Here is a 24,527-nt window from a genome sequence, read left to right as displayed (position 1 = left end):
GTCAAGCCGCGCGACCGTCCTCGGAGACCGCGACGACCTGGGCAGACCGCCGAATGCCCGAGCGCTCCTCCGCCGCCTTGCGACCTTCACGCAAAAGGCCCACGAGCCGCGTGACGAGGTCGGCCGTCATCCACGCCGTCGGCAAGCGCGGGACGAGGGTGATCGCGCGCTCCGTCGAGCGCTTTCCGCGCTGCGATCGGCCCTGCTGCGCGATGGCCTCCACCGCCTCCTCGCACGCCGTCCCCGTCGTCACGCGGAGCAGCACCTCGGGCGAGCGCAACGTCGAGCCCGCGGCCGGCGTGAGCACCACGCCCACCTCGAGCCCGGAAAAGCCCGGGAGCGGCGAGCGCGGGACCACGGCGAGCCGCAGCTCGTCGGCCTTCGCGCTGCCCTCGGGCACCCGGATGCGCGGGACGATACGGACCTCTTCGCCGGCCTTTTTCGTCGCCTTGCGGACGCGCTTGGCCACGTCGCGCAGGAGCGGCGCGGCCGAGGCGACCGGGTCGGGCGGCAACTCCGCGAGCCGGCCCGTGCAGAAGAGCGCGAGCAGGGCCACGGCGTCGTAGGCGAAGAGCTCGGCGTGGTACATCGACGTGCCCGAGACGAGATATACGGCCGCGCCGAGGAGGAGCAGGCCGAGCGCGAAGAGGGCTTTTCCGGCGCGGGTGGAGACGTCGAGCAGGCCATCACGCGCGGGGGGACGCGCGGCGCGGGCGAAGGCCTCTTCCTCGGAGATGGGGAGCCACGTGCCAGGGCCGCGCAGCGAGGAGGCGCGGATCCAGCGCGGGGCCCGGAACGCGGCGAACGCCGAGGCGAGCGCGACGAGGAGCGCGCCCGCCGTGCCCGTGGGCAAAGTGAGCTGCAAGGCGAGGCCCCCGACGAGCGCGAGGCCCGCGCCCGTGGCGCGTACGAAAAGCGGGGCCGGGATCAAGGGCCGAGGCTCGGCGCCGGCCGCGCGCGCGGCCCGCTCGACTTCGCGGGTCTTGACCGCGACGAGCAGGGCGTACAGGACAAACGCAAGGCCCCCGCCGAGGAGCACGAAGGTGCGGCGATCCGGGGCGAGCGCCGAAGGGCCCGGGGACGCGACGGTGGTCGGCTCGGCTTTCGGCGCGGTGACGTCGAGGGCGCGGGCGTCGAACCGGACGAGCCAGGTGATGGTCTCGGCTTTCGGCGCGTACGGCCGCAAAAGTTCGAGCTCGTCGCGGCCCGTGGCGCGGCGGACGGTGGAGAGGACGGAGGGCGGCGCGGCGGATTCGCCCGCGGGATCGGCGGCGACGCCGGCCTCGTCGGGGCGCGGCTCGGTCGGGCCGGCGGGCAGGACGAAGGTGGCGCGCGCGGAATCGAAGCCGTCTTCCCACACGAGCCCGGTCCAGCGGAGGCGCGCCATCGAGCCGTCGCGCTGGACGAGGCCGCGGCGGAAGAGCTCGGTGCGGTACCGGACGAACACCACGAACACGCCCCGCGACAAACCCTTGTCCGCGTCGAAGCGGATGCGCATGGCCGAGGGGTTTGGCTGGCCGTCGTCGCGCGGGCGGCTCGGCGGCGGCAGCATCTCCGTGGTGATGGGCGCGGCCGAGGCGAGCGAGTTCGTGGCGGCGTCGCGGCCCGGGACGACGTAGCCGTCGGGCTCGGGGACGGCGTCGGCGTCGACGCCTTTCAGGTCGATCGACTTGAGCGGCCCGCCGGAGACACGCAGCGTGATCTTGTGCTCGACGCGGGCCGAGCCGTCCTTGTTCACGTCGACCCGCACGTCGTCGCCCGCGACGTGCACGTCGACCCACGCCAGGGCGGGTGCCGACCGCGTGACGAGGCCGAGGACGAGGCCTGCGCCCACGAGCCAAGGCCGGGCGACACGAATGGACATGGCCGTGACCTCCCACGGGGTGAGGTCACGGGCCAAGTTCTGGGTGTCGCCTGGCCTGACGGGGTCAGCTCAAGTCGCCCGGTCTCGCGTTCGTGGTGGGGCGCGTGATGGCGCGGCTCGGGAGGAAGGCGAAGACCGCGACGGCGATGCCGACCACGATGTCGTTCGCCACGGCGTTGCCGCCGAGGTAACCGAGGACGAACGGCGCGATGATCAGCCACATGCCGAGCACGACATTCACGAAGCGCGCTTTCGGCGCCCAGAGGGCGACGATCGCCGAGGCCGCGATCAGGATGCCGAGCAGACGGTCATTGTTCACTGCGTATGCGTCGACGTATCCGAGCACCGCCGGGGCGATGAGTAGCCAGATACCCAGTGCGACATTGATCCATCGGGGCCATGTCATGGTGTTCTCCTCGGGCGATTGGTTTCACGCCGCGTGCCGCTTCTCGGCCTCCTGCTCGTGCCGCATTCCCTGCTCGTGATACCGCCGAGCCTCGATCGCGTGCCGGATGGCCTCGGCCTCGTTCCCCCGCTCGTGCTGCTCCGCGGCCATCCGATGGTGCACGGCTGCGTTCTCGAAATGCTCGGCGGCCTTTCGATGGTGATCGGCCACGCTTTCGGTACGGATCATTCCTTGCTCCGTGGGCGATTCGTGCCGCGAGGCGGCGTCCCCGACGTTCCGATGCAAACGTAGGCCCAGCCGCGGCGGACGAACCCGGCTGCGGCTGGGGAATGCGCTGGATGCGTTTTACGAAGCACCATTGAGGCCCGATTTCCGGACCTCGATCTGGCCGTCGCGGACGCGCGTCTCGTAATGGGGCTCCGAGTCGGTCGCGGGGCCGACCATCACCCGGCCGTCGCGCAGCCGGAACTGTGAGCCGTGGCAGGCGCACACGACGCGCTCGCCGTCGAGCCGGCCCGCGCTGAGCGAGCAGCCGAGGTGCGTGCAGGTATCGCCGATCGCGTGGACGCGGCCGTTCGCGCGGGCGAGCAGGATCGGCGCGCCCTCGGCCACGACGCGGCGGAGCTGCCCTTCGGGGAGCTCGTCATTGCGCAGCACCGGCACGAAGCCCGAGGGCCCGCCTTGCTCGAAGGCCCGGTGGCTCACGCCGATGCCGTAATGGTACGACATGACCCCGCCGAGCCAAGCGCTGCCCAGCGTGATGCCGAAGCCCGCCGTCGACGCGGCGATGCCCGCCCCGCGCCGCCCGTTCTTGCGCAGGAGCAGCGAGATGCCGAAGAGGCTGGCCGCCACCATGTTCAACGCCGCGTGCACGAAGCCCACGCGCCGCGGCTTGCCGTCGAGGTAACTCCAGTCCGCGAGCCCGGCCATCGCTGCCGCGCCCGCGGCCGCCAGACCGAAGGCGTGCGCGGTGAAGGCCGCGTCGTGGAGCCCCTTTTTCCGTCGCCCGAGCCCGGCGATGTCCAGGACGACCCCCGTCGCCCACGCGCCGACCGGGAAATCGGAGAGTGCCGCGTGGAGCGGGTGCCCGAGCCACGTCCCGTCGAGCGTGGTCCGGAGCTCCGGGCGCTTTTGCAGGACCGCTTGGACCGGCCGGTGCACGGCCTCAGCGAGTGTATCGACGCCCGATCGATTCTCGACCGTCGTAAGGAGTGACGTCGCCATCCCGTTCCCCTTTCGTGCTTCGGGGGCCACTCCCCCGAACACGCCTCGCTGTGCAATCACCGCGCCGGCCATGACGTTCGTGCCCTGCCTTCCGGGCCGCCGGTCTCGAGCGATTTCGTGATTTCGTGCGGGGCATGGCGGTTGCTATCGTCGACAGGCCATGCCATTCACCCGACTTTTGCTTCCTTTCCTCGCGCTCGCGACCGGATGTGCCCAGGGCTCGTCCGGCGCGCTCGGCCAGACCGACACGACCGCGGCTTGCCCCCCGAGCGAGCTCGTCTGCGCCGTCTCCGGCATCGACGCCCCCATCGCCAAAGGCGCCGCCTTGCCGATCCAGGTCTCCGTGACCTCCGAGGGCGCGGCCACGCCACCACTCTCGTTCGTCTCGGCAAACCCGGCCATCTTCACGATCGACGACGCCCGCATCCACGCCCAGGCGCCCGGGCTCGCGTCGATGCTCATCACGACGGCGGGGGTTGGGGCGCAGGACGCCGAAGGCGATCCGAAGCCCCAAGCGTCGAGCAGCGATCTGGTCGTGGATTTTCTTCACGTCTGGGTCGCGGAGGCGGACGCGCTGCGGCTCCACCGCGTGACCACCGGAGGCCTTCAGACCTCGCCTCTGCCCGCCGCGATGGAGATGCTCGTCGGTGACGAGCTCACCCTCGTCGCGGCGCCGCACCGCGGCCCGCAGCGGCTGCTCGGCGAGCTCGACGCAGCGTTCGAAGCGGATCCCGAGGTGGTCCTGATGCTCGACGAGGGCGTGCCCGGCAGTCGACGCATCGTCGCCAAGGCCCCGGGCGAGACGACGGTCACCGTCAAGGCGCTCGACATCGAGGTCGCGGTCGCGCTGACCGTGCTGGAGGTGAAGCCGTGAGCCCTCGCGCCTCCCTTTTGCTCCTCGCCGCCGCCGCGTTTGCCGCGGGTTGCGAACCGAGCCTCATCGCGCTCACCGTCGCGCCGCCCACGGCCGTCGCCGAGCTCGACAGCACCGAGAAGGACGTGCGCCTCTCGGAAGGCATCGCGCTCGCGATCGAGTGCACCTACCGGAACAGCCCTTGCGAGAACGCGACCGCGACCTCGAGTGATCCGGACATCGTGCGCGTCATGCCCGGCTTCGTGGATCTGCTCGCGCCGGGCGACGCCTACCAGCGGTATCCCGCCGACGAGCCGCGCTCCGTCTTCATCTTCGTCGGGGGCAAGCCCGGCGACGCCACGGTCACCCTCACGTCGACCGATGCCAATGCGACGATCGACGTCAAGGTGCTCTCGCTTCCCTGAAGACCCACCACCCGGGGGTGCCGCGGCTTCCGCCGTTGCCCCCCGCCCTCGGCCGGATTTCCGCTGTCTGCGGATGCTGTCCCTGGCAAATTCTGGGGAAGCACAATTTCACGCACCGCGGGCATCAGGTGGATCTTGATGCTCATGGGCATCTTCCCGTATGTAGGAGGGACGCATCGGAGACCATCGGGGATGACGGACACAACCGACGAGTCGGTAGTGGTGGAGGGGAAGCGGATCGAGCGCGTCCTGGAGGCGCTCTCGCTCGCTTCCGTCGGGGCCTTCGACGAGGCCATCGGGCTCTCCGGCGCGCTGACCGAGGACCGCTTCGGGGCGCTCGAAGAGAGCCTGCTCGTGCTTTTGCGGGAGCTCAAGCAGACCCGCGAAGAGCACGACAAGGCGATGAGTGATCTCGAGTCGTCGCGGCGCGATCTCGAAGAGCAACTCGCCACCGTGGAGCGGCAGCGCATCGCGATCCGCGAGCTCAGCGTGCCCATCATCGACGTGTGGGACGACGTGCTCACGCTGCCGCTCGTCGGCGCGATCGACAGCGCGCGCGCCGCCGAGATGACCGAGAAGCTCCTGCAGCGGATCGCGGATCGCGGCGCGGAGTACGTGATCATCGATCTGACAGGCGTCGACGTGGTCGACACGATGACGGCCGCGCACCTCGTGCGGCTGACGCACGCGGCGAAGCTGCTCGGCGCGAAGTGCGTGCTGACGGGCGTGCGCCCCGACGTGGCGCGCACGCTCGTGGAGATCGGCGTGCACCTCGGCGGGCTCATGACGCTGCGCACGCTGAAGGACGGCCTGCGCGCCTGCCTCAACATGCGCGAGGCCGATCGCATCAGCCTGCGCAAGAAGCCCGGCGAAGGCGAGAAGGACAAGAAGGCGCAAGCCTCGAAGGACGAAGGTCAAGACCGCACGGTGAGCCGCGGCGAACGCCGCCAGCGGCCGCCGCGGCCGGAAGCTTCGGCGAGTCCGTCGACGGTGCCGGCGTCGCTGCCCGTGTCCGAGGACATCGGGGTGTAGCCGCGCGGCGCGGCAATTCGTACGAAGTCGAAAGAATTTCTCACGAAAGCCCTTCTCCCTGCTGGGGAAGGGCTTTCGTGCTTCTCAAGCGCCCGTCGCGAGCTCGCCGGCGGCCTCGTCCACGGCGTCGACGACGATCTGCCCTCGATCGACCGAGAGGAGCGCGACCGATCCCGAAGGCAGCTCGCCGCGCAGGATCATCTCGGCGATCGGCGCCTCGACGTGGCGCATGATCGCGCGCTTCATGGGGCGCGCGCCGAGCCCCTCGTCGAAGCCGCCCTCGGCGATGAGCACGTCGAGCACGGCGGGCTCCACGTCGAGCCGGATTCCCTTCTCCTCGAGCCCGCGGCCGAGCCCTGCGAGCAGCCTCCGCGCGACTTCCTTCACCTCGGCCTTGCCGAGCGGGCCGAAGACGAGCACCTCGTCGATGCGGTTGTAGAGCTCCGGCGGCAGCGCCCCGCGCGCGGCGGCGAGCATCGTGGATTCGAGCTTGTCCGGTGAAACCTGCGTCGCGCCCCGGGAAAACCCGACCGAACGTTCGCTCTTCAGCGCCCCGGCCTCGGCCGCGCCGAGGTTCGAGGTCAGCACGATGACCGTGTTCGTGAAATCGACCCGGCGGCCGCGGCCGTCCGTCATGCGGCCCTCGTCGAAGACCTGGAGGAAGGCTTCGAGCACGTCGCGGTGCGCTTTTTCGATCTCGTCGAGCAAGATCACCTGGTAGGCGCGGCGGCGCACGGCCTCCGTGAGCTGACCGCCGGCCTCGTGCCCGACGTACCCGGGCGGCGCGCCGATGAGCCGGGCCGTCGCGTGCGCCTCGCTGTACTCGGAGAGGTCGAGCCGCGTCATCGCGTCGGCCGAATGGAAGAGCGCCTCGGCGATGGCTTTCGCGGTCTCCGTCTTGCCGACGCCCGTCGGACCGAGCAGGAGGAACGTGCCGAGCGGCCGATCCGCGCGAATGCCCGCGGCATTGCGGCGAAGAACCCTCGCAATGCGGGCGAGCGGCGCCGTGTGACCGACGACCCGATCGGCGAGCAGTTTTTCCAAATTGAGCATTCGCTCGCGGTCGGTCTCGAGCAGCCGCTCCTCGGGGATGTCGGCGAGGCTCGCGAGGACCTCGGCGACCTCGGGAGGTCCGACCGGCGGGAGCTTTCCGGCCCCGGCGCGCCTGCGGGCGCGGGCGCCAGCGAGGTCGAGGATCCCGATCGCCTTGTCGGGCAAGGCGCGGCCCGGCAGATATCGCACGGACCACGAAACCGCCGACGCGATCGATTCGTCCGTGTACCCGAGCCCGTGGTGGGCGCCGAGGCCCTGACAAACCTGTTTGCAGAGGAGGAAGGACGATTCCTCGTCCGGCTCCTCGATTTCGACGACCGAGAAGCGCCGCGCGAGGGCGGGGTCGGGCTCGAAGGTGCGCCGGTGCTCCTCGGGCGTCGTGGCGCCGACGAGGCGGAGATCGCCGCGGGCGAGGGCGAGCTTGATCTCGGCCGTGGCCTCGTCGAGGCCGCCGGAGAAGAGCTCGTGGATCTCGTCGACGAAGAGGATGATCGCGCGCCCCTCCTCGCGAATCTCGCGCAAAATCGCGTTCATGCGCTCGGCGAGCGCGCCGCGCGTGCCGGTGCCGGCGACGAGCTCGGAGACCGCGACCTCGACGAAGAGCCGCGCCGCGGACGGGTCTCGATCGGCCTCGCGGGCGAGGCGCTCGGCGATGCCACGCGCGACCGAGGTTTTTCCGACGCCGGCCGGACCCACGAGCAGGCAGCTATTCTGGTTTTTCTTGGCCAGGATATCGAGCGCCGCGTCGACCTCGGCGTCCCGGCCGATCACGGAATCGATTTCCCCGAGGCAAGCCGCGAGCGTGAGGTTTTTCCCGAGCGCGGCGAGCGTCGGCGTCTTCGCCCGATCGAGCGCGAGCGGATGGCCTTCCGGAATCGTGGGCCCGGGGCCGAGGTTTTCGCGCGCCTTGGTTTTCCGGTCCCTTTCGGCCGGCTTCGCGGGCGCAGGCGTGGGGAGCGGGATCGGCGTCGCGGTCGCGGTGGCCTGCGGCGGCGGCGGCGAGGGCGTCGCGGCCTGAGGGACCGGAGGCGTCTTCGTGGGCGGACGTTGCTCCTGGCCGAGCCGACCCGGCGGCGGGAACAGCGGGACCGTCACGCCCGTGCCCGTCGGCCGCTTCGGGAGCGTCGGCGTGGGTTTGTCGAGGTCGATCCGCTTGGGCGTACGCGGGGCCGGCCGGGGCTCGGCCTCCGTGGTTTTTCCGCCCGCCGTTTGCGGCACGCGCCGGGCTGCGACGACCCCGAGCGAGAGTTGCATGGCCGCCGTGCGCAGCCGTCCCGTATCCACGCCGGCCTGCACGAGGGCGCGGTGCGCGGCGGAGGCGCGGTCCGCGAGCATGGCGAGGAGCAGGTGCAGGGCGTTCGGCTCGCCGAGAGGTGCGCGCTTGCCGAGCTCGCGGGCCGCGACGGCGGCGCGGGCGAGGGGATCGGGCGTGTCCTCGTCGAAGGATCGACCTGCCTTGAGAAGCGCGTCCGCGTCGAGGCGCCGCTCGCGCAGAAGCTCGCCGGCCTGGCCGTCGCGCGAGGCGATGGCGGCGAGGAGGTGAACGCTCGTCGGGCGCTCCTTGCGCGCAGCGGCCAGGTCCTGGGCGAGCTTGCGCAGCGTGACGAGCTCGGCCTGCGAGCGGGGGATCGTCATGGTGGGGAGGGGGGTCTCACGGACGCGGGGCGTGGGACAAGTTTTCGGCCGGGGACGGGGGGGAAGCGCACGCGCGGAGGAGGGAGCGGACCCGACCCGTTAGGCCTTGGAATGCTGGACAGACGACACCGTCCCCCGTCATCGGATGGCGCGTGTTCGGCAGCGAAACGGATGCCACCGCCGAGGGAGGACGACGCGTGTCCGGCTGGATGTCCCGCCTCGAACTACCTCCCACCCCTCCCGGCGCTTCCAGGCTCAATGGCGCCGTGATTCCACGAGCGCGCGGTCGACGATATCGAGCAGCTCGGCGGTGCTCGGTCGGTCGGCCATGCTCTCGCCGATCTGCCGGAAGAAGATCCGACCCTCCGGCAGGATGACGAAGGTCGAGGGGACCGCGATGTCCTGGCCCTGCATGGCCACGCCGTACGCGAGCGCGGTCTTCAAGCCGTCGTCCCGCAAGAGCGGGTAATGTACGTCGAGCTTCGCGGCGAGCTCGCGGGACTCCTCCTCGGAATCGACGCTGATCGCCGCGACGCCCACGCCGAGCCTCCGGAATCGATCATTCATTCTTGCCAGCTGCCCGAGCTGGCTACGACAGTACGGTCACCAGTGGCCGCGGTAAAACACCACGACCGCGGGGCCTTTCTGGGTGAGGCTCGCCAGGGTGACAGTCTCGCCCGTGTGCGACGGGAGCGAGAATGCGGGCGCCGGGGCCGAGGTCGCGAGCGCGGGTCCGCGCGTCTTCAGGGTGCAGCCGGAAGCGACGGTGAGGAGCGCGGCACCGAGGAGGAAGAGGCGGCGCGAAGCGCGGATCGGCGCGGACATGAGCGGGAGCATACAGGGGCGTGCCCGAGGCGGCAAGCCCTGGAAAAACGTCAGAAGCCGCTGCCGGTGGCCGTCCCCGTGGGCAGCGGCCGCTTCGGCGTGGGCGACGGCGAGGGCGTGGTGCCCGCGGTGGCCTCGCGCTTGACGATGAACTCGACCAGCGTGTCGCACCGGCCGGAGCTCGTGCCGCCGGTCTCGTCGAGGCAGGAGACGACGAGCGCGCGTCCCTTCGTCACCTCGGTGACGAGCAGCGTCGAGACCCAGGTTTGTCCGTCGACGAGCGTGGACCATCCGGGTTTGTCGGCGATCGTCGGTTTTCCGCGCGTCCTCCGCATCTTCGGCGATTGCTGCTCGAATCCGGTCAGGATCGCGTCGGCGAATTTCTCATCCACGGCCCGCACGGGCATGTCCGTGACCTTGAGCGTTTGCTTGTCGCAGACGATCGATACCGTGCGAATGCCGTCTTTTTCTTCGGCGGTTTTCTTGCAATTGCTCATTGCGTCGCCGCCGCCCGGGGAGAACATGATCGGATAGACGACCTTGACGACGCCGCCCTCGGGCGCGGGGAACGTCAGGGTTTCGACGGCCGCGATGACACACTTCACGACATCGGGATCGGGGAGGGTTGCAGGCGAATCTTCCGCGGCCTGGCTGACCTTGCCGTCCTTGCCGATGACGAACTTGACCGCGATGCGACCTTCGAGGTTCGGGGTTTTTTGCAGGCCCTCCTCGTAACAAGCCCGCAACGCTTTGAAGTTGCCGCGGATGACCTTCTGGATTTCGGCCGGCTCGAGCTTCCCCACCGGGGCGTCGAGCGCTCCGATCACGTTCGTTTCCTTGTTCGGGGGTTCGGCCTTGGCCTCGGGCGCGGGCGGCGCCTCGGCGGGCGGGGCTTTCGCCTCCGGGTTCGGCGGCGCGTCGGGCGGCGGCGTGGCGCCGGCGCAGCCGACGAGCAGGAGAGCGAGAGACGAGGGCCAAAGGACGCGCAGCATCGGCGCGGATGCTAGGAGGCACGCCGGGGTGCGTCAAGGCGACCCCGGGAATGCGCAATGCAGACCCTTCCCGTCGGTCGGGATTTTCCACGAACCTGCGCCGCCCGCCCCCGCCGAGCACGCTCTCGCCGCACCCGAGCACGTTGTCGTCGTGGCGTCGTTATCCGTCCTGCTGCATGCCGCGGCGCGTATCGTCGCTTTCGTGTGCCTTCAATGGGCATGGCATTTCACGCTCCTGTCGGAATGGATGGGGGCGTACGCGTGACGTTGCGGCACCAACGATGCTGTTTTCAGAACGTTCCGGCGGGACGTTGAAAACTTGATTGACCACCCGTTCCGCGCAAGAGAACGTAGACACGTGCCGGACGGCAGGGTTCGTCCGGGCACGTTGACTTGGAGGCTTACGTGAAGCGTCGCGAATTTCTCAAGGGCGCAGGGCTCGTCGCCGCGACGGCCGCCAGCGGCCTCGGCGTATCGCTCTGGGGCATGCGGCAAGCACGCGCGTTCGGAGAGGTGCCGAAGGAAGCCGAGGGCGCCATGCTGCCGCTCGAGCTGCAGGCCGAAAATATCCTCGAGATCTTTCTTTACGGCGGCGTGAGCCAGTACGAGTCGTTTTACTGCGTCCCGTCGCTCGGAGAGGCGAGCGGGACGCAGTGGCACGCGTACCTGCAGTCCGGTCACGTGCAGGCCGCCGTCGACCAGTGTGCGTTTCAAGGCCCGCTGACCGAGCCCTTCGCGGCCGATTCGATGGGCCAAGCCGTGCACCTCGGTCCCTTCGTGATGCCCCTGCGCGAGCGGCCCGATGTGATGGAACGGACGCGCGTCTCCATCTCGGCGCACGACCTCGAGCCACACGAGGGCGCGATCCCCATGATGCTCGGCGGCCGTGGGCTCGGGCATCCGGCGTTTTCGGGGCTCGGCGCGCACGTGCAGCGCTACTTCCTCGAACGGTTCAACGAGCCGGGGCGCGCGCCGTACTCGTATGCGCTCATGTCGAACGGCGCGAACGGGCTTCCGACGGACAACGTTCGCAGCGTGGTGTCGATCGGAATGCACCCCGGCGCGGCGCGTCCGCTCGCCATCAAGGTCGACGCGGCGGGTGACCTCACGAGCCTGCTCGCCCGCGGGACGATCGGGCAGAACCGCGCGCAGTACGACGCGCTGATGCAGGGCTACATCGACCGGTACCACGAGCGGCTGCGCTTCCGGGGGCAAGGCAATCCGCTGCGCGCGCCGCGCCTCGGCGAGCTCGAAGCGGCGTCGAGCTCGATCGCGAACGCGCAGGCGATCCAGGGCGTGCTCGAGCCGCAGTTCTTCACGAAGATCCCCGGGGCGAACTGCGGGGACAACTCGAACACCGACGCGATGACGATGAACCTGAAGCTCGCGGCGCACCTGCTCCGGCACCCGACGGTGCCCGCGAGGTACGTGTGCATCGTCGACACAGGGCTCATCTCGGCCGACGGCGGCGGCGGGTACGACACGCACGGCGAGAACTCGTTCACGCAGGCGCGGAACCTGTCGCACACGCTGAGGCAGCTGCTCTCGGTGGTGAACGCGCCGGGCGAGAACAACCCGGCGAAGCTCGACCTCGACAAGACGCTGATCGTGCTGACCACGGAGTTCGGGCGTACGCCGTTCAAGCAAGGCAGCGAGGGGCGAAATCACTGGCCGTACGGCTTCCCGGTGGTGTTCATCGGCGGGCCGGTGCGGCCCTCGGGCAAGGGCGTGTTCGGCGCGTGCGGAGAGGACGGGCGCGCGACGATCGCGTCGACGCCGCAGGAGAACCGCATGGCCGCGCTGCTCTCGCTGGGCATCTGGCCCTTCGCGCAGGAGAGCTTCAACGTCTCCGACGTGCCGGGCGCGACGACGGAGATCGAGGCCGCGAAACTCGTGCAGCAGCGGCAGCTGGGGGTGGTGGCATGAAGACCAGGCGTTTTTCCGGGCTCTCGACGCTCACCCTGGCGATCACGTGCGCGGCCGCGATGGCCGCAGCGCCCGCATGTAGCGGCGGGACGAACCCGTCCGAGCCTTCGGGACCCGGCGTCGGCGGGAGCGCTGGCAGCGGCGGCAGCGGTGGTGAAGGCGGCGCAGGCGATGTCGGCGGCGCGGGTGGAAGCGGCGGTGAGGGTGGAGACCCGACGCCGCACACGCCCGAGCACGTGTGGACCGAGTGCCAGGCGAGTGATCAAGCGTGGGTGCGCCGCGCGATCGTCGCGGTGAGCGGCCGCAAGCCGTGGGGCCAGGCCGAGGTGAACGCGTACACCGACGCGATCACGGCGATCCGCAAGGCAGACCTCGAGGCCGCCGGCAAGTTCGGCGAGCTCGGCGGCGCGCTTCCGCCCTACGGCGAGGACCTCGTGAACGCGCGCAAGCTCGTGGCCCGCGCGCTCATGCGCGAGGACGCGTTCCGGCAGCGTTGGAGCGACTTCTTCATGGACACGTTGCGCGTGAACCGCATCGAAACGAAGTCGCTGCAGCAGTGCTACGGCTCGCCGCCGGCCGCGGCGTTCGACAACGGCAACCTCGCCGCGTGGGTGCGCGACAACGACGCGAACGCGAAGAACCCGCCGAACCCCGGGTTCACGATGAACCAGCTCCTCTCGTCGGCGCTCGAGCTCGACGACCTCTCGCCCGTGTATCGCGCGAACCTCTTCGCGATGATGTCGCAGCCGTACTCGGGCGCGAACGTGGGCGAATACGAGATGGAGCGCGCGCGGCGGCAGAACTTCGGCACGATCTTCGAGCGGGCCTACCTGCATCGTGATCGGGTTTGTCTGACCTGCCACAACAGCGAGTACTCCGTCACGTACAGCGACGATCCGGCGCTGAACCGGGCGTGGCCCGTGCCGGGTCTGTTCGAGGTCGCGCTCTACGGAAACTCGGTCGGCGTGCATCCCGAAGAGGAGCAGGAGACGAAGGGCACGGACGAGATGCGCGCCCTGTCGATGCTGCGTTACTGGGGCGTCGGCGACGGCGGCGGGACACCGCCCTACGGCTGGAGCGGCAACGCGTGCGGCAACTTCCGCGTGCCGACGGAGGACGATCCGCTCGGCGTCGACACGTACTTCGGCTCAATCCGTTCGACACCCGAAGCACCGAACAAGGGCCGCCGCGCGAGCGTGTGGGACCTCGAACGCGCGCTCAAGCGCGGCGTGGATCAGCTCGCGGCCCACGGGCTCGTGCGTTTGCCCGGGGGTGAGCTCGCCGATTCGGACGAGGCGTTCGCGTACATGGTCGCGCAGAACATCGTCGACGTCGTGTGGGCCGAGGTGATGGGCACGCGGCTGACGATCGCGAACTACTTCCCGCGCACTGAGGTGCAGCGCGACATCCTGATGGGACTCACGGAGAAGTTCGTCGCGTCGCACTTCTCGCTGCGCGAGCTGCTCGCCGACATCCTCGCGCACCCGGCCTTCAACCTGAAGGCGCCGGAAGAGGGCTGCGGGAGCGCGGCCTACGAGGTGCCGCGGATCTTCGATCCGTGGACGATCGCGGACAAGGACGTCGGCCGGCGCGGCAACAGCCCCGCGGACGGCGTCTTCGCGATCTCGTCGCGCCCGCTGCGTCGCAGCCTGCACCGCGCCATGGAGTGGCCGAGCTACAGCGAGTATCCGCAAGACGGCTCGGAGGAGAGCTTCCAGCTCGCCATCGGGTTCGCGCTGAAGGACGCGGAGCCAGGCTTCCGCGGGCTCGACTTCCAGGGGCGGCTCTCGTGGGAGGCGACGTACGGCGCGTGCAAGGCGCTCAGCGGGAACGACTTCGTCTCGAAGATCGTGTCGCGGGCGCAGGCGACGCCGGGCGCGACCGTCGGCGACGCGGTGATCGCGCTCAAGGATCGGCTCGTCGGCGAGCCGTGGGTCGAGCCGGTGACCGAGAAGCCGCAGATCGAGGCGCTCGTGAAGACGACGCTCGATGACACGAACCTCTCGGGCCTCGATGCGAAGCTGCGCTCGTTCTGCGGCGTCCTCGTGGCGGCGCCGCAGTTCATGCTCGGCGGTGTCGTGGCGAAGGACGCGACCGACGTGCCGAAGCTGACGCCGCCGGAGATCTCGTACGAGGGTACGTGCGGATACGTGTCGTTCGTCGCGGGGCAGATCGGCGCGCCGTACACGATCACCTGCGGGCCGAGTACGATCACCGCGAAGAAGCAGTGACGGAAGGGGTTTGGGGCGTAGCTCGGCTTGTCCGAGCTACGCCCCAAGCGTTGAGGGGTTTGGGGCGTAGCTCGGCTTGTCCGAGCGCAGCCCCAAGCGTTGAGGGGTTTGGGGCGTAGCTCGGCTTGTCCGAGCTACGCCCCAAGCGTTGAAAGGACGACCGGGATGGGTTTGTCGCGGGCAGTCAGGGCGATCGGGGCACTCTCGATCGCCCTGGTGGTGACGGTCGGATGCGGAGCCGACGAGGACGTCGACCTCACCGGCGGCGAGGGCGGAAACGGTAGCGGCGGCGCCGGCGCGAGCGGCGGCGCCGGTGGCAGCGGCAGCACGGGCGGCAGCGGCGGAAGCGGCGGCGGCGCGGGCGGCAGCGATGATCCGGCGGAGGCGATCTACCCGAACATCGCGTCGCTGCACGCGCTCGGCGTCGCGCAGACGTGTTCGCTCAACCAGGGCGTGTGCCATTCGTCGCGGCAGTACCCCGAGCTCGGCGGTGTGAAGGACATGCTCGCGCTCGTGAACGCGCCCTGCCAGATCACGGCGGCCGAGCCGAGCCTCGTGCCGGACGAGTGCGAGCGGCCCGGGGACAAACTCGTGATCGGCGGGCAAGAGCGGGAGATCTTGCAGGTCGTCCTCGACAAGAACGCGTCGTTCCCGCCGGCGAGCGTGGAGCTGCGGCTCGCCGCGGCGCCGCCGTCGCTCGACGCGAACGGCGCGCGCATCCGTAGGCTCGACGACGCAGGCGCCGAGGTGCTCAGCGTGCCGCTCGACGGCGCGTCGTTCGCGGCGGGCGGTTCGCCGACGAGCGTGATCGTGAACCTCGGCGCGTCGCCCGCGTCGCTGAAAGGTTTCCTCGACGTACGCGTGACCGATCTCGATCGGGTGCGCGTCGGCGACGCGAACGGCAACGGCAACGCGCATCCCTCGGCCACGCCGTGGTCGCTCGTCGCGCCGGGGGATCCGGGGCGGAGCTACCTCTACAAGCGGCTCCTCTCGGACGAACTCGGCCCGCGCATGCCGCTCCTCCAGCGCACGTGGACCGCGCTCTCGACGCGCGCGGTGTGGTGCTGGATCCGCGGGATGAAGCCGGATACGAAGCCGGGCGATCCGTCGATCCTCGAACCGATCGACTACGGAAATTGTCCCCCCGACCCCGACGCGCCCGATCCGAACACGGCCGGCACGTGGGGGAGCGTGCGCACGCTGATGGGCTCGCGCTGCGCGACGTCGAAGTGCCACGACAGCACGGACAAGGCGGGCGATCTGGATCTGTCGCCCGACGCGGAGACGTTCCTGGCGAACGTGATCAACGCGTCGAGCGTGCAGACGGGCGCGCAGCGTGTGGTGCCGGGACAACCGGCGGCGAGTTATCTGCTCTGCAAGGTCGATCCGCACTGTGAAGGGCGCGCGGACATGACGAGCCTCATGCCGCTCTCGGGCGAGCCGCTGACGGACGCGGAGATCAAGTCGATCGCGACTTGGATCCAGGCCGGGGCGAAACTCGAGTAGGCACGCGCTCGCTCGCGGCCGCGACGCCGAACTCGACGAGCGCCCTCCGCACCTCGCTCGCATCCTTCGCGACGCGCGCTCGCTCGCCGAGCGCGCGCTTCGGATCTCCGCCGAACCACACCGCGCGCATCCCCGCGCCGAGCGCGCCCTCCACGTCGGCGGCGAGCGAGTCGCCGATGTGCACGATCCGATCGAGCGACCTGCCGAGCCGCTCGGCGGTCCACGCGAAGATCGGGCGGCCGGGTTTGTCCATGCCGAGCCGGCCGCTGTCGGCGATCACAAGGAACCGATCGTCCCAGCCGAGCTCCGCGACGAGCTCGGCCAGTCGCCCCTCCGAGTTCGAGATGATGCCCACGGGCACACCCGCGTCGGAGAGATCCTCCGCGAGCTCCAGCATGCCGGGGATCGGGCGTCGCCAGAGGTTTTTCCGCGGCTGCTCGGACCAGAGGAAGTCCACGGCGCCCGCGAGCGCTTCCTCGTCGAGTGGCGACGAGGTCGCGCGTTCGAGCAGCGCGCGCATGAAGATCTTCCAGGGATGACCGCCGAGGCCGCGGTGGATGGCGTCATCGTAGACGCGCCATGCGTCGGGGAGGGCGACCTGGATTCGTTGGGGGTCGAACGATAGACTCCGCTCGGCGAGGCGGGCGGCCGTGAGCTCCGCGTCGAGGGCGGCGAGGGTTTGTCCGAAGTCGAAGGTGACGGCGTGCATGGCGCACGCTCCGTTAGCACGGAGCGGAGGCCCCCGGCGAGCTTGCCTTTGGCCTCAGGCGTCTTGCGCGCCCTCGTACATGCGGTCGATCTCGCGGGCGTAGCGGTCGTAGACCACGCGGCGCTTGAGCTTCAACGTGGGCGTGAGCTCACCGTTCTCGATCGTGAAGGGGCGGTCCGTGATGTGAAATTTCTTCACGGTCTCCACGCGAGCGAGCGTGGAATTCACACTGTCGACCGCCTTCTGGACCGCAGCCACCACCGCGGGGTCTTCGCGCAGCTTCGCCAGATCCGCCCCAGGCGCGCCCGCGAGCTCGCCGGCGGCGGCCGGATCGAGCACCACGAGCGCGGTGAGGTACTTGCGCCGGTCGCCGATGACCACGGCCTCGGCGATGGGCGGGTGGTTCTTCAGGGCCGCCTCGATGTTCTTCGGGGCGATGTTCTTGCCGCCGGCCGTGATGATGATCTCCTTCTTGCGGCCCGTGATCGACAGGAAGCCGTCCTTGTCGAATTGCCCGAGATCCCCGGAGTGCAGCCAGCCGTCGACGAGCGTGTCGGCCGTCGCTTGCGGCTCCTTGTAGTAGCCGAGGAACACGTTCGGGCCCTTCACCAGGATCTCGCCATCCTCGGCGATCTTCACCTCGATCCCGTCGAGCGTCGTGCCGACCGTGCCGAGCTTCGTCTTGTTCGTCCGGTTGAACGTGGTCGGGCCCGTGTCTTCGCTCTGGCCGTAGACCTCGGAAACGATGATGTCGAGGCTCGCGAAGAACTCGAGGATCTCCTTGGACACAGGCGCGGCGCCGCACACGCACGTGCGCGCGCGCGACATCCCGATGGCGCTCTTCAGCTTCGTGAACACGAGCTTCTGCGCGAGCTTGTACTGGAGACCGAGCGCGCCCGCGGGCTGCCCGCCGCGCATCTTCACCGCCGTCGCCTCGCGCGCGATGTCCATCGCCCACTCGACGAGCGCCTTCTTCGCGCCCGTGGCTTCCTTGAGTTTGCCCTGGACGCCCGCGTGGAACTTCTCCCAGATGCGCGGGACACCGAAGAAGAGCGTCGGCTGCACTTCCTTGAGGTTGTCCGGGACCTTGTCGATGTTCTCGGCGAAGTAGACCGCTCCGCCCATCGTGATGCTGCCGTGGATGGAGAAGATCTGCTCCGCGATGTGCGAGAGCGGTAAGTACGAGAGCACGCAGTCCTGTGCCGTACCGCCCACGAGCGTTTGCGACGTGTCCGAGGTCCACACGAGGTTCTGGTGCGAGAGCATCACGCCCTTGGGCGGCCCCGTCGTGCCCGAGGTGTAAATCAACGTCGCGAGTCCCTGCGGCTCGAGCGCCGCGATGCGCGCGAAAAAGTCCGCGTCGGAGACGTCCTTCCCCTTGTCGAGGAACGCCTCGTACGAGACGACGAGCGGGTGATCGATGTGCGGCGCGTCGCGCATCGTGACGACCTGCTTGAGGTGCGGCAGTTCGCCGAGCATCTTCTCGATCTTCGCCCACTGGCTGGCGTTCTCGACGAGGACGATCTCGCTCTCGGCGTGGTGGACGATGTACGCGACCTCCTCGGGCGAGCACGTGGTGTAGATGCCGGCGGGCGCGCCGCCTGCGGCCATGGCCGCGACGTCGAAGGCGACCCACTCGGATCGGTTGAAGCCGAGGATGCACACGGTGAAGCCCGGCTTCTGGCCGAGCGCGATCATCGCCTTGCCCAGGCGTTTGACCTCGTCCGCGAGCTCCCGGTAGCTCTTCGGCCGGTAGACGCCGCCCGATTTGATGTGATGGGCAGGCGCGTCGGGCCTGCGTTCGGCTTGCTTGAAGAGCCGGGAAGGAATGGTGTCGTTCGGCGTAGTCATGGCGACGCCAGTCTAATCGAGCGGCCCACCGTTCGTTCCACCCGAAAACGGAAACGCTGCCGTAAGATTCAGCGCGGCTTCGGCGGCGGAGCCGGCTCCGCCGCCGGGTTTTCCGACGGGGGGTTCGGGGGCACAGCTCCGCTCGGCGGAGCGGAGCCCCCGAGCGTTGGCGCCGGCTTTGGGTTTGGCGGGGGCGGATCCTTCCGGTCTTCCTCGATCGGGGACTTGGGCCGTCCTGCCGCGGCGCGCAAGGCGATCACGCGCGTCACGAGCTCGGTCGCCTCGTCCGTCGACATGTCCACGCGCGCCGAGATGCGCGAGCCCTCCGAGCCGATCCGCAGCCGCTCGAGGATCGACCCGAGGCCCATCAGGCGCACGAGCGTGTCGTCCGCCTGCGCGGCGCGTTTTCCGTCGAAGATTTTCGCCAGATCGGCACATGGGGCCGGCGCGTCGCAGGCCACGACCCCCGACAAACCCACACGTTCGCCGATCGAAACCGAGAGCCCGAGCCCGACGACCGACGCCGCCGGCGAGCCCTGCGCCCCGCTCAGCGCGATCTCTTCGAGCAGCGTGCGTCGCTGCTCCGGCGTGAGCACCACGGTCACGCGCAGCGCGCCCGGGCCCACTTCCGACGCGAGTTTCGTATGATCCCCGTCGGCCCGCGCGGAAGGCACGCGGCCCTCCGCCGCGTCGATCATCGATCGCAGGTAGTTGCCCGCGCCGAGCAGGATGGGCCCGCCCTCGCGCACGGCGATCTCCGCGCCGCTCGTCGACTGCTTCGCATCGCGCACCGTGCGGAACGCGCCGATCGGGTTCACCACGGAGCGGCCGCCGCGCGCCTCGATGACTTTGCTCGCGCAGGCGAGCAGGGCGTCCGGGTCGATGGCGCCCGAGGCGACGAGGCCGAAGTCGCCGTCGCCGCCCGACGCGGGCACGGCCACGCCGAGCTCCGTCAGGCCGGCCATGGGGTCTGTGCCGCAGACGTCGCGCACCTTGCCGAGGCCGGGGATTTCGCGGGTCTCGGAGAGCAGGGGCGCGAAGGCGCCCGAGCGCCGCAGGGCGCCGAGGTCGGCCGTGGCCACGAGGAGCGCGCCTTCGGGGATGGCGTCGAGCGTCCCGGGCAGCGGGCGGGCCATCTCGCGTTTTTGCCAGACCCAGACGACGGCCGCGACGACCACCGCCGCGGCGGCCGCGAAGACGAGGGCGTTGCGCGTGCGCGTCTGCACGGGCCGAGCCCTACCACGTTTTTCACGAGACCGCGCGCGTCGGCTTTCGCGGGACACGTCGCGCGCGCCAGGCTGCTTCCCGCGCGAGAGACCACGTCGTGCTCATGCTCCGACGCTACGTTCTGCAAATGCAGAATGCTAGGTTCGGCGGTGATGTTTCGCTCAGGCGCCCTTCGACGGGCCTGTCCCCTTGGCTTTGCGCTCGAAGTGACCACCGATGGCCTCGCCGATCCGCGGGACGATCGAGTGGATGACCACGAGCCCGACCAGGAAGGCCACCAGCGCGAGCTCTCGGGGGGTGCCGAAGGCGGACATGCGCCTTTCGTCTTATCACCGGATACACTGAGCGGGCGGCCCAAATGTTGGAACGAACGCCGCCTTGGACGTAGGAAGGGATGACCCCAGGGCCACGCGTTGACAGCCTGGCGCATCGGGTCGAAGGATCACGCCGTGCCCGCGATGGAGGAAGCCCCGAACACGCCGCGTCGCGACGTGATCCTGATCGCGGATGCCTCCGCGGAAGGGCAAACGATCGCGTCGGCGCTGCGCGCGCAAGGCTTCGCCGTGGCCTTCGCGCCGATCGAGCGGCTCGAAGCACGCGTGCTCGACGAGTCGCCGCGCGTCCTGCTCGTCGACATCGATCAACCCGGCGCGCGTGACGCCATCGAGCGGCTGCGCGAGCTGCCCGGTGGAGAAGACGCCGAGCTCGTTTGTCTGGGGAGCCGCATACGCGCCGCCGAGATCGGCGCGCACTCCGCCGCAGGTCGCTCCTTCGCGCGGCCGCTCGACATCCACGCCATCGTCGCCCAGATCGCCGCGCTCGCCGACCCAGCCCCGCTCGACGAAGACTCGATCGTCGACGACCGCGGCGCCCGGGCGATCCGCCCCGGCGAGACCGTGCCCCCGGGTCTGCTCGACGACGGTACCAGCTCCTTCCCGCCAGCCTTCCAGTCCGCGTTCCCCGGCGCGCCCGAGATCGCCGAGATGGGCGTGTCGATCTTCCCGCCCGACGAGAGCGAAGGGCCATCGCCGCCGACGCTCCTGCCCCCGCACCCCATGCAGCTCTCGCCCGAGCTCATGAACATGCTCGCCGCGGCCGAGCAACGCGTGCTCGCGGAGACGCCTTCGTCGTCCACGCCTCCACAAGCCGCGGCCGTCGAGGAGGAGCTCGACCTCATCCTCGCCGACGAGTTCCTCGCCATCCTCGAAGAGCCGCTCGACGCCGAGGCGGATAGCTCGCAGTCGGACCTCGGCACCGGCGGAATCGATCCGGGCACGGGGCCAAACGCACTCAGCATCACGACCGGCTCGTTTGCCCTGGCCGAAGGGAACACGACCGCGCCAAACCCGCCCGTGTCCTCGACCGGATCCATCGAGCCGCCGAGCGTAGGCGACCTCGTGCTCGACGTGCCGTCCGCGCCGCAGCCGAGCGAGTCTTCAGGGAGGAGCGCGCCCGCGGGATCGACGCCGCGCTCGCCGGACGTCCGCGCCGTTTCCTCGGAGGCCCCCGCGACGGCCTGGGAGCCGCGCGCGAGTCGCATCGTGGTCGCGGACGATGCGGGCACGCCGGTCCGGCCGACGGAGACGACCACGGCCACCCGCTCGGTCGAGCCGCGTCCCGCATCCGCGCCCACGCCGCCGCGCCCGCCGCCGCCCGTGATCGAGCCCTTGATCGACATCGCGCCGCCGACGGTCTTCCCGTCCCGGTGGACGGTCCCGGGTGGCATGCCGCGCCTCGCTTCTACACTTGGGGGCTACGCTCCGGCGAGCGGAGCTACGCCCTCGAACCCCCCCACGCTTGGGGGCTACGCTCCGGCGAGCGGAGCTACGCCCTCGAACCCTCCCACGCTTGGGGGCTACGCTCCGGCGAGCGGAGCTACGCCCCCAAACCCCCTGAGCCCGCCCACGGCCCCCAGCCTCCTCGGCCGCGGTTCCGATGCCCCGCCGCCGTCGGTGCGCCTCGCTCCGCCCGTGCCCCCGCCGCCGGCGCCGGTTCCGTCCGCGCAGCCGGCGCATTCCTCGCAGGGCCCGCGCAGCCCGCAACCCACGGTGCTCGGCCCCGGCGACGCGCCGCGCGCCCTCGCCCGCGCGATCGCCAGCCGCGTCACGGGCTCGCTCGCGGTGCACGAAGGTGGCGCGGTGCGTCGTGTCGTCTTGCAGGACGGCGACGTGGTCACGGCTGGATCGGGCGTCGCCGACGAGGCGCTCCTCTCCTTCCTTTCGGCCCGCGGCGACCTCGAGCGGGACGTCGCGCATCGGCTCGCCGGCAAGCTCCCGCCTTCGGGCCGGCATGCGGGCGCGGCGCTCATCGCGCACGGATTTCTCCAGCAGGACGCGCTCTGGCCCGTCCTCCGCGCGCATGCCGAGTGGATCATCGGCAGGGCGATCCTCATCGAGTCCGGCACCCTCGAGCTCGAAGCCGAGCCGCCGGGCCGCCTGCGTGCCGAGCCCAACGTGTTTGGTGGCGCCACGGGGGCCGAGGTCTTCGTGGAGATCGTCCGGCGCGTGATTCCGCCCGAAGTCGCGGTCGCGCGCCTCGGCGGCGCGGCTGCGCGGTTCGACGCAGGCACGCGCATGACGCTCCTCTCCGAGTGTGCGCTCTTGCCTGATGAAGCGGCGCTCGTGGGGCAGGCGCCGGGCACGACCGTCGGCGAGCTCGCGGCCCGATCGGGGCCTGACATGATGCCGCTGCTCTACGCGCTCGTTTGTTTGGAGGTCCTCGCGGCGCTCACGCCGGTGCGGCCTGCCACGGCCGAGCGACGGCTCGCGGAGGATCCGCTCGACGAGGAGGCGGTCCGCATGCGGGTGCGGGCGCGGGTCGCGCTCGTCGAGGACGGCGACTACTTCGCGTTGCTCGGCATCGGGCGCACGGCGACGAATTACGAAATCCGGCGGGCTTACCTGGAGCTCCGGCGCTTCTTCGAGCCCTCGCGCCTGCTCACGGCGGCGACGGCCGATCTCCAGAGCGATGTGCGCCTCGTGATCGAGGTGCTCGACGAGGCCTACGAGATTTTGAAGGATGGGACGCGGCGGGAGCGCTACCGGCGGGCGATCGAGGCGGGGCCGCCGTCGTGACGTGAGGGCGTCGTGCAGTTCATTCCTCGGCGTCGGGGGCGGGCGTCCTCGACCGTACCGAGTCGGGCGGCAGGCCCTCGAGAATGTCGACGACGTGCGAGGCGAGCGAGTGCGCTAGCGAGAGCTCGTGCTGCGCTGCTGCATTGACCCCGAAGCCACGGGTATCGGCGAGCGCGTCGGCCAGCGCTTGCGCGAGGGACAGCGCTCGCGTCACCGGGGAGACGTCCTCCGCTCGGGTCGCCGATGGAGGGCGGGCATCGCTGGGCCCGCTCGTGTCGGGCTGTGTACCAAGGGCCGTACGTTGTCCGTGGGAGATCGATAGATCGAGCGCCATGGGCTTGAGCCTCGCAGTTCGTGGACGTGGATCGCGCGCGGGATCTGCCCATGCAAGCTCACGGCCAGCGCGTGGAAACGCGCGCGCTCGAGCAAGGTTCATCCAGCCAGGGCGCAGCCGAGCGCCGCGAACGAGGGCGCGCGCGGAAGGTTTGTCGGGGGACGCCTGCCGTGCGGCGCGTCAACGTTGGGGAGAACTGAGAGGTCGCATCCAATGCGGATGCGAGTGGAGATCCTGCACGCTCGCGGCTCGGATCGTGGGGTGCGCGAAAAGCGCGCAGTGCCCGGGAGCGTGCGGCCTGCCCGCGTGGTTACGCGGCGGGGATCAGAGGATCTCTTCGCGGATCGGCGGCTCGTCTTCGAGGTGACGCGTCTGGCTCTGGTACGTCAGGAACTCGCCGATGAAGCCCATCGAGAAGAGCTGGATGCCCGTGACGATCATGAGCACACCGAGCAAAAGCAGCGGACGGTCGCCGATCTTGTGCCCGAAGCACCAGAGCACCGTCAGGTAGAGCTCGATCAGCATGCCGATCCCCGCGAGGGTCAGGCCCGCGAAGCCGAAGAGGTGCATCGGCCTTTTCTGGTAGCGCGTCAGGAAGAGCACGCTGAGCAGGTCGAACGAGCCCCGCAGGATCCGTTCGAGCCCGTAACGCGAAGAGCCGTACTTGCGGGCGTGGTGCTTGATCGGGATCTCGGTGACGCTGAAGCCCTGCGACGCCGCGAGCGCCGGGATGAACCGGAACAGGTCGCCGTAGATCGGGATCGAGCGGATCACCTCGCTCCGGTACGCCTTGAAGCCGCAGTTCATGTCGTGCAGCTTCACGCCCGTCACCATGCCCACGGTGCCGTTGAAGATCCGCGAGAGGAAAAGGCGGTTCGTCGGATCGAGCCGCTGCACCTTCCAGCCGACGACCACGTCGTGACCTTCCTCCAGCTTGGTGAGGAAGTTCGGCAGGTCCGCCGGGTCATCCTGGAGATCGGCATCCATCGTCACGAAGATCGTGCCGCGCGCCTTGCGAAAGCCCGCTGTGAGGGCCTGGGCCTTGCCGAAGTTTTTCCGCAGGCGCACGCCCCGCACGGTCGGGTTCTCCGAGGCGAGGCGCTTGATCACGGCCCACGAGTCGTCCGTGCTGCCGTCGTCCACGAAGATGAGCTCGTACTGCTCCTTGCCGGCGAGCGCCTCGTGGATGCGCCGCGCGAGCTCCGGCAGGCTCTTTCCCTCGTTCAGGCCCGGGACCACGAGCGAGACGCGCGGCAGGATGACCACCGGGCTCTCGGCCGCCTTTCGGGCCAGGGCGAAGGCAGCAGGCTCGCCCGGAGAGGGCTGGGTGATGTCCACGGCGCTCACGGCGGCGGAGGAT

Annotated in this window: 20 protein-coding genes and 1 pseudogene; 7 read left to right on the top strand and 14 right to left on the bottom strand. The window is 70.1% G+C overall.

The genetic code is table 11. The features are described 5' to 3' along the window. Nucleotide 1: 1 nt before the first annotated feature. From KEG57_RS21655 to KEG57_RS21640, 4 genes are all read right to left on the bottom strand, one after another. Nucleotides 2-1,864 (bottom strand): hypothetical protein, encoded by a 1,863-nt coding sequence (locus KEG57_RS21655; RefSeq protein ID WP_272458752.1) that lies wholly within the window; start codon nucleotides 1,862-1,864, stop codon nucleotides 2-4. Between the two features lie 64 nt (nucleotides 1,865-1,928). Next, nucleotides 1,929-2,270, bottom strand: coding sequence for an SPW repeat domain-containing protein (locus KEG57_RS21650; RefSeq protein WP_272458751.1), 342 nt, complete (start codon nucleotides 2,268-2,270; stop codon nucleotides 1,929-1,931). Between the two features lie 24 nt (nucleotides 2,271-2,294). Then, entirely contained in the window at nucleotides 2,295-2,498 is a 204-nt protein-coding gene (locus KEG57_RS21645; RefSeq protein ID WP_272423846.1) for a hypothetical protein, read from the bottom strand. A gap of 117 nt (nucleotides 2,499-2,615) precedes the next feature. Beyond that, nucleotides 2,616-3,494, bottom strand: a complete 879-nt coding sequence (locus KEG57_RS21640; protein ID WP_272423848.1) for a Rieske (2Fe-2S) protein — start codon at nucleotides 3,492-3,494, stop codon at nucleotides 2,616-2,618. 160 nt (nucleotides 3,495-3,654) lie between these two features. On the opposite strand from KEG57_RS21640, the gene KEG57_RS21635 reads away from it, so the two are divergent. From KEG57_RS21635 to KEG57_RS21625, 3 genes are all read left to right on the top strand, one after another. Further along, entirely contained in the window at nucleotides 3,655-4,368 is a 714-nt protein-coding gene (locus KEG57_RS21635; RefSeq protein WP_272423849.1) for a hypothetical protein, read from the top strand. Next, a complete protein-coding gene (locus tag KEG57_RS21630) occupies nucleotides 4,365-4,772 on the top strand; it encodes a hypothetical protein (protein ID WP_272458750.1) in 408 nt (135 codons plus the stop codon). Before KEG57_RS21635 ends, KEG57_RS21630 begins: the two co-directional genes overlap by 4 nt. A 192-nt stretch (nucleotides 4,773-4,964) precedes the next feature. After that, entirely contained in the window at nucleotides 4,965-5,804 is an 840-nt protein-coding gene (locus KEG57_RS21625) for an STAS domain-containing protein (protein WP_272423853.1), read from the top strand. 84 nt (nucleotides 5,805-5,888) lie between these two features. Here the strand turns inward: KEG57_RS21625 and KEG57_RS21620 are convergent, their stop codons facing one another. The 4 genes and pseudogenes from KEG57_RS21620 to KEG57_RS21605 form a co-directional block, all read right to left on the bottom strand. Beyond that, complete coding sequence (locus tag KEG57_RS21620) at nucleotides 5,889-8,492, bottom strand: AAA family ATPase (protein WP_272458749.1); 2,604 nt, start codon at nucleotides 8,490-8,492, stop codon at nucleotides 5,889-5,891. Between the two features lie 255 nt (nucleotides 8,493-8,747). Continuing rightward, a pseudogene (locus KEG57_RS21615) lies at nucleotides 8,748-9,083 on the bottom strand (peroxiredoxin family protein); the annotation flags it as partial. Nucleotides 9,084-9,095: 12 nt separating this feature from the next. Continuing rightward, nucleotides 9,096-9,317 (bottom strand): thioredoxin domain-containing protein, encoded by a 222-nt coding sequence (locus KEG57_RS21610; RefSeq protein ID WP_272423855.1) that lies wholly within the window; start codon nucleotides 9,315-9,317, stop codon nucleotides 9,096-9,098. A 50-nt stretch (nucleotides 9,318-9,367) separates the two neighbouring features. Next, nucleotides 9,368-10,309, bottom strand: coding sequence for an AgmX/PglI C-terminal domain-containing protein (locus KEG57_RS21605; RefSeq protein WP_272423856.1), 942 nt, complete (start codon nucleotides 10,307-10,309; stop codon nucleotides 9,368-9,370). Between the two features lie 405 nt (nucleotides 10,310-10,714). Here KEG57_RS21605 and KEG57_RS55665 point away from each other — a divergent pair, with 405 nt between their 5' ends. The 3 genes from KEG57_RS55665 to KEG57_RS21590 all read left to right on the top strand — a co-directional run bounded on the left by KEG57_RS55665 (nucleotide 10,715) and on the right by KEG57_RS21590 (nucleotide 15,972). Further along, on the top strand, nucleotides 10,715-12,235 hold the full coding sequence (locus KEG57_RS55665) for a DUF1501 domain-containing protein (RefSeq protein WP_272423857.1): 1,521 nt from the start codon (nucleotides 10,715-10,717) through the stop codon (nucleotides 12,233-12,235). After that, on the top strand, nucleotides 12,232-14,466 hold the full coding sequence (locus tag KEG57_RS21595; protein WP_272423859.1) for a hypothetical protein: 2,235 nt from the start codon (nucleotides 12,232-12,234) through the stop codon (nucleotides 14,464-14,466). The genes KEG57_RS55665 and KEG57_RS21595 overlap by 4 nt, the downstream gene beginning before the upstream one ends. 165 nt (nucleotides 14,467-14,631) lie before the next feature. Further along, nucleotides 14,632-15,972 carry a hypothetical protein gene (locus tag KEG57_RS21590; RefSeq protein ID WP_272458748.1) on the top strand — a complete coding sequence of 447 codons (1,341 nt, stop codon included), beginning with the start codon at nucleotides 14,632-14,634 and terminating at the stop codon, nucleotides 15,970-15,972. Here KEG57_RS21590 and KEG57_RS21585 read toward each other — a convergent pair. From KEG57_RS21585 to KEG57_RS21570, 4 genes are all read right to left on the bottom strand, one after another. Further along, nucleotides 15,926-16,681: an HAD family hydrolase gene (locus KEG57_RS21585; protein ID WP_272423862.1), complete on the bottom strand. Its 756-nt coding sequence runs from the start codon at nucleotides 16,679-16,681 to the stop codon at nucleotides 15,926-15,928. The genes KEG57_RS21590 and KEG57_RS21585 overlap by 47 nt on opposite strands. 54 nt (nucleotides 16,682-16,735) lie before the next feature. After that, a complete protein-coding gene (locus KEG57_RS21580; RefSeq protein WP_272458747.1) occupies nucleotides 16,736-18,532 on the bottom strand; it encodes an AMP-dependent synthetase/ligase in 1,797 nt (598 codons plus the stop codon). A gap of 68 nt (nucleotides 18,533-18,600) precedes the next feature. Continuing rightward, nucleotides 18,601-19,758, bottom strand: a complete 1,158-nt coding sequence (locus KEG57_RS21575; RefSeq protein WP_272458746.1) for a hypothetical protein — start codon at nucleotides 19,756-19,758, stop codon at nucleotides 18,601-18,603. A 162-nt stretch (nucleotides 19,759-19,920) separates the two neighbouring features. Continuing rightward, nucleotides 19,921-20,073 carry a hypothetical protein gene (locus KEG57_RS21570; protein ID WP_272423867.1) on the bottom strand — a complete coding sequence of 51 codons (153 nt, stop codon included), beginning with the start codon at nucleotides 20,071-20,073 and terminating at the stop codon, nucleotides 19,921-19,923. Between the two features lie 135 nt (nucleotides 20,074-20,208). On the opposite strand from KEG57_RS21570, the gene KEG57_RS21565 reads away from it, so the two are divergent. Next, nucleotides 20,209-22,833, top strand: a complete 2,625-nt coding sequence (locus KEG57_RS21565; RefSeq protein ID WP_272458745.1) for a hypothetical protein — start codon at nucleotides 20,209-20,211, stop codon at nucleotides 22,831-22,833. 19 nt (nucleotides 22,834-22,852) lie between these two features. Here the strand turns inward: KEG57_RS21565 and KEG57_RS21560 are convergent, their stop codons facing one another. Then, nucleotides 22,853-23,047 carry a hypothetical protein gene (locus KEG57_RS21560; RefSeq protein ID WP_272423869.1) on the bottom strand — a complete coding sequence of 65 codons (195 nt, stop codon included), beginning with the start codon at nucleotides 23,045-23,047 and terminating at the stop codon, nucleotides 22,853-22,855. Nucleotides 23,048-23,491: 444 nt separating this feature from the next. Continuing rightward, entirely contained in the window at nucleotides 23,492-24,514 is a 1,023-nt protein-coding gene (locus tag KEG57_RS21555; protein WP_272423870.1) for a glycosyltransferase family 2 protein, read from the bottom strand. Between the last annotated feature and the right edge of the window lie 13 nt (nucleotides 24,515-24,527).

The organism is Polyangium jinanense, from assembly GCF_028435365.1.
The sequence above is the reverse complement of the archived record's forward strand: the minus strand, read 5'-3'. Positions and strand labels throughout refer to the sequence as shown.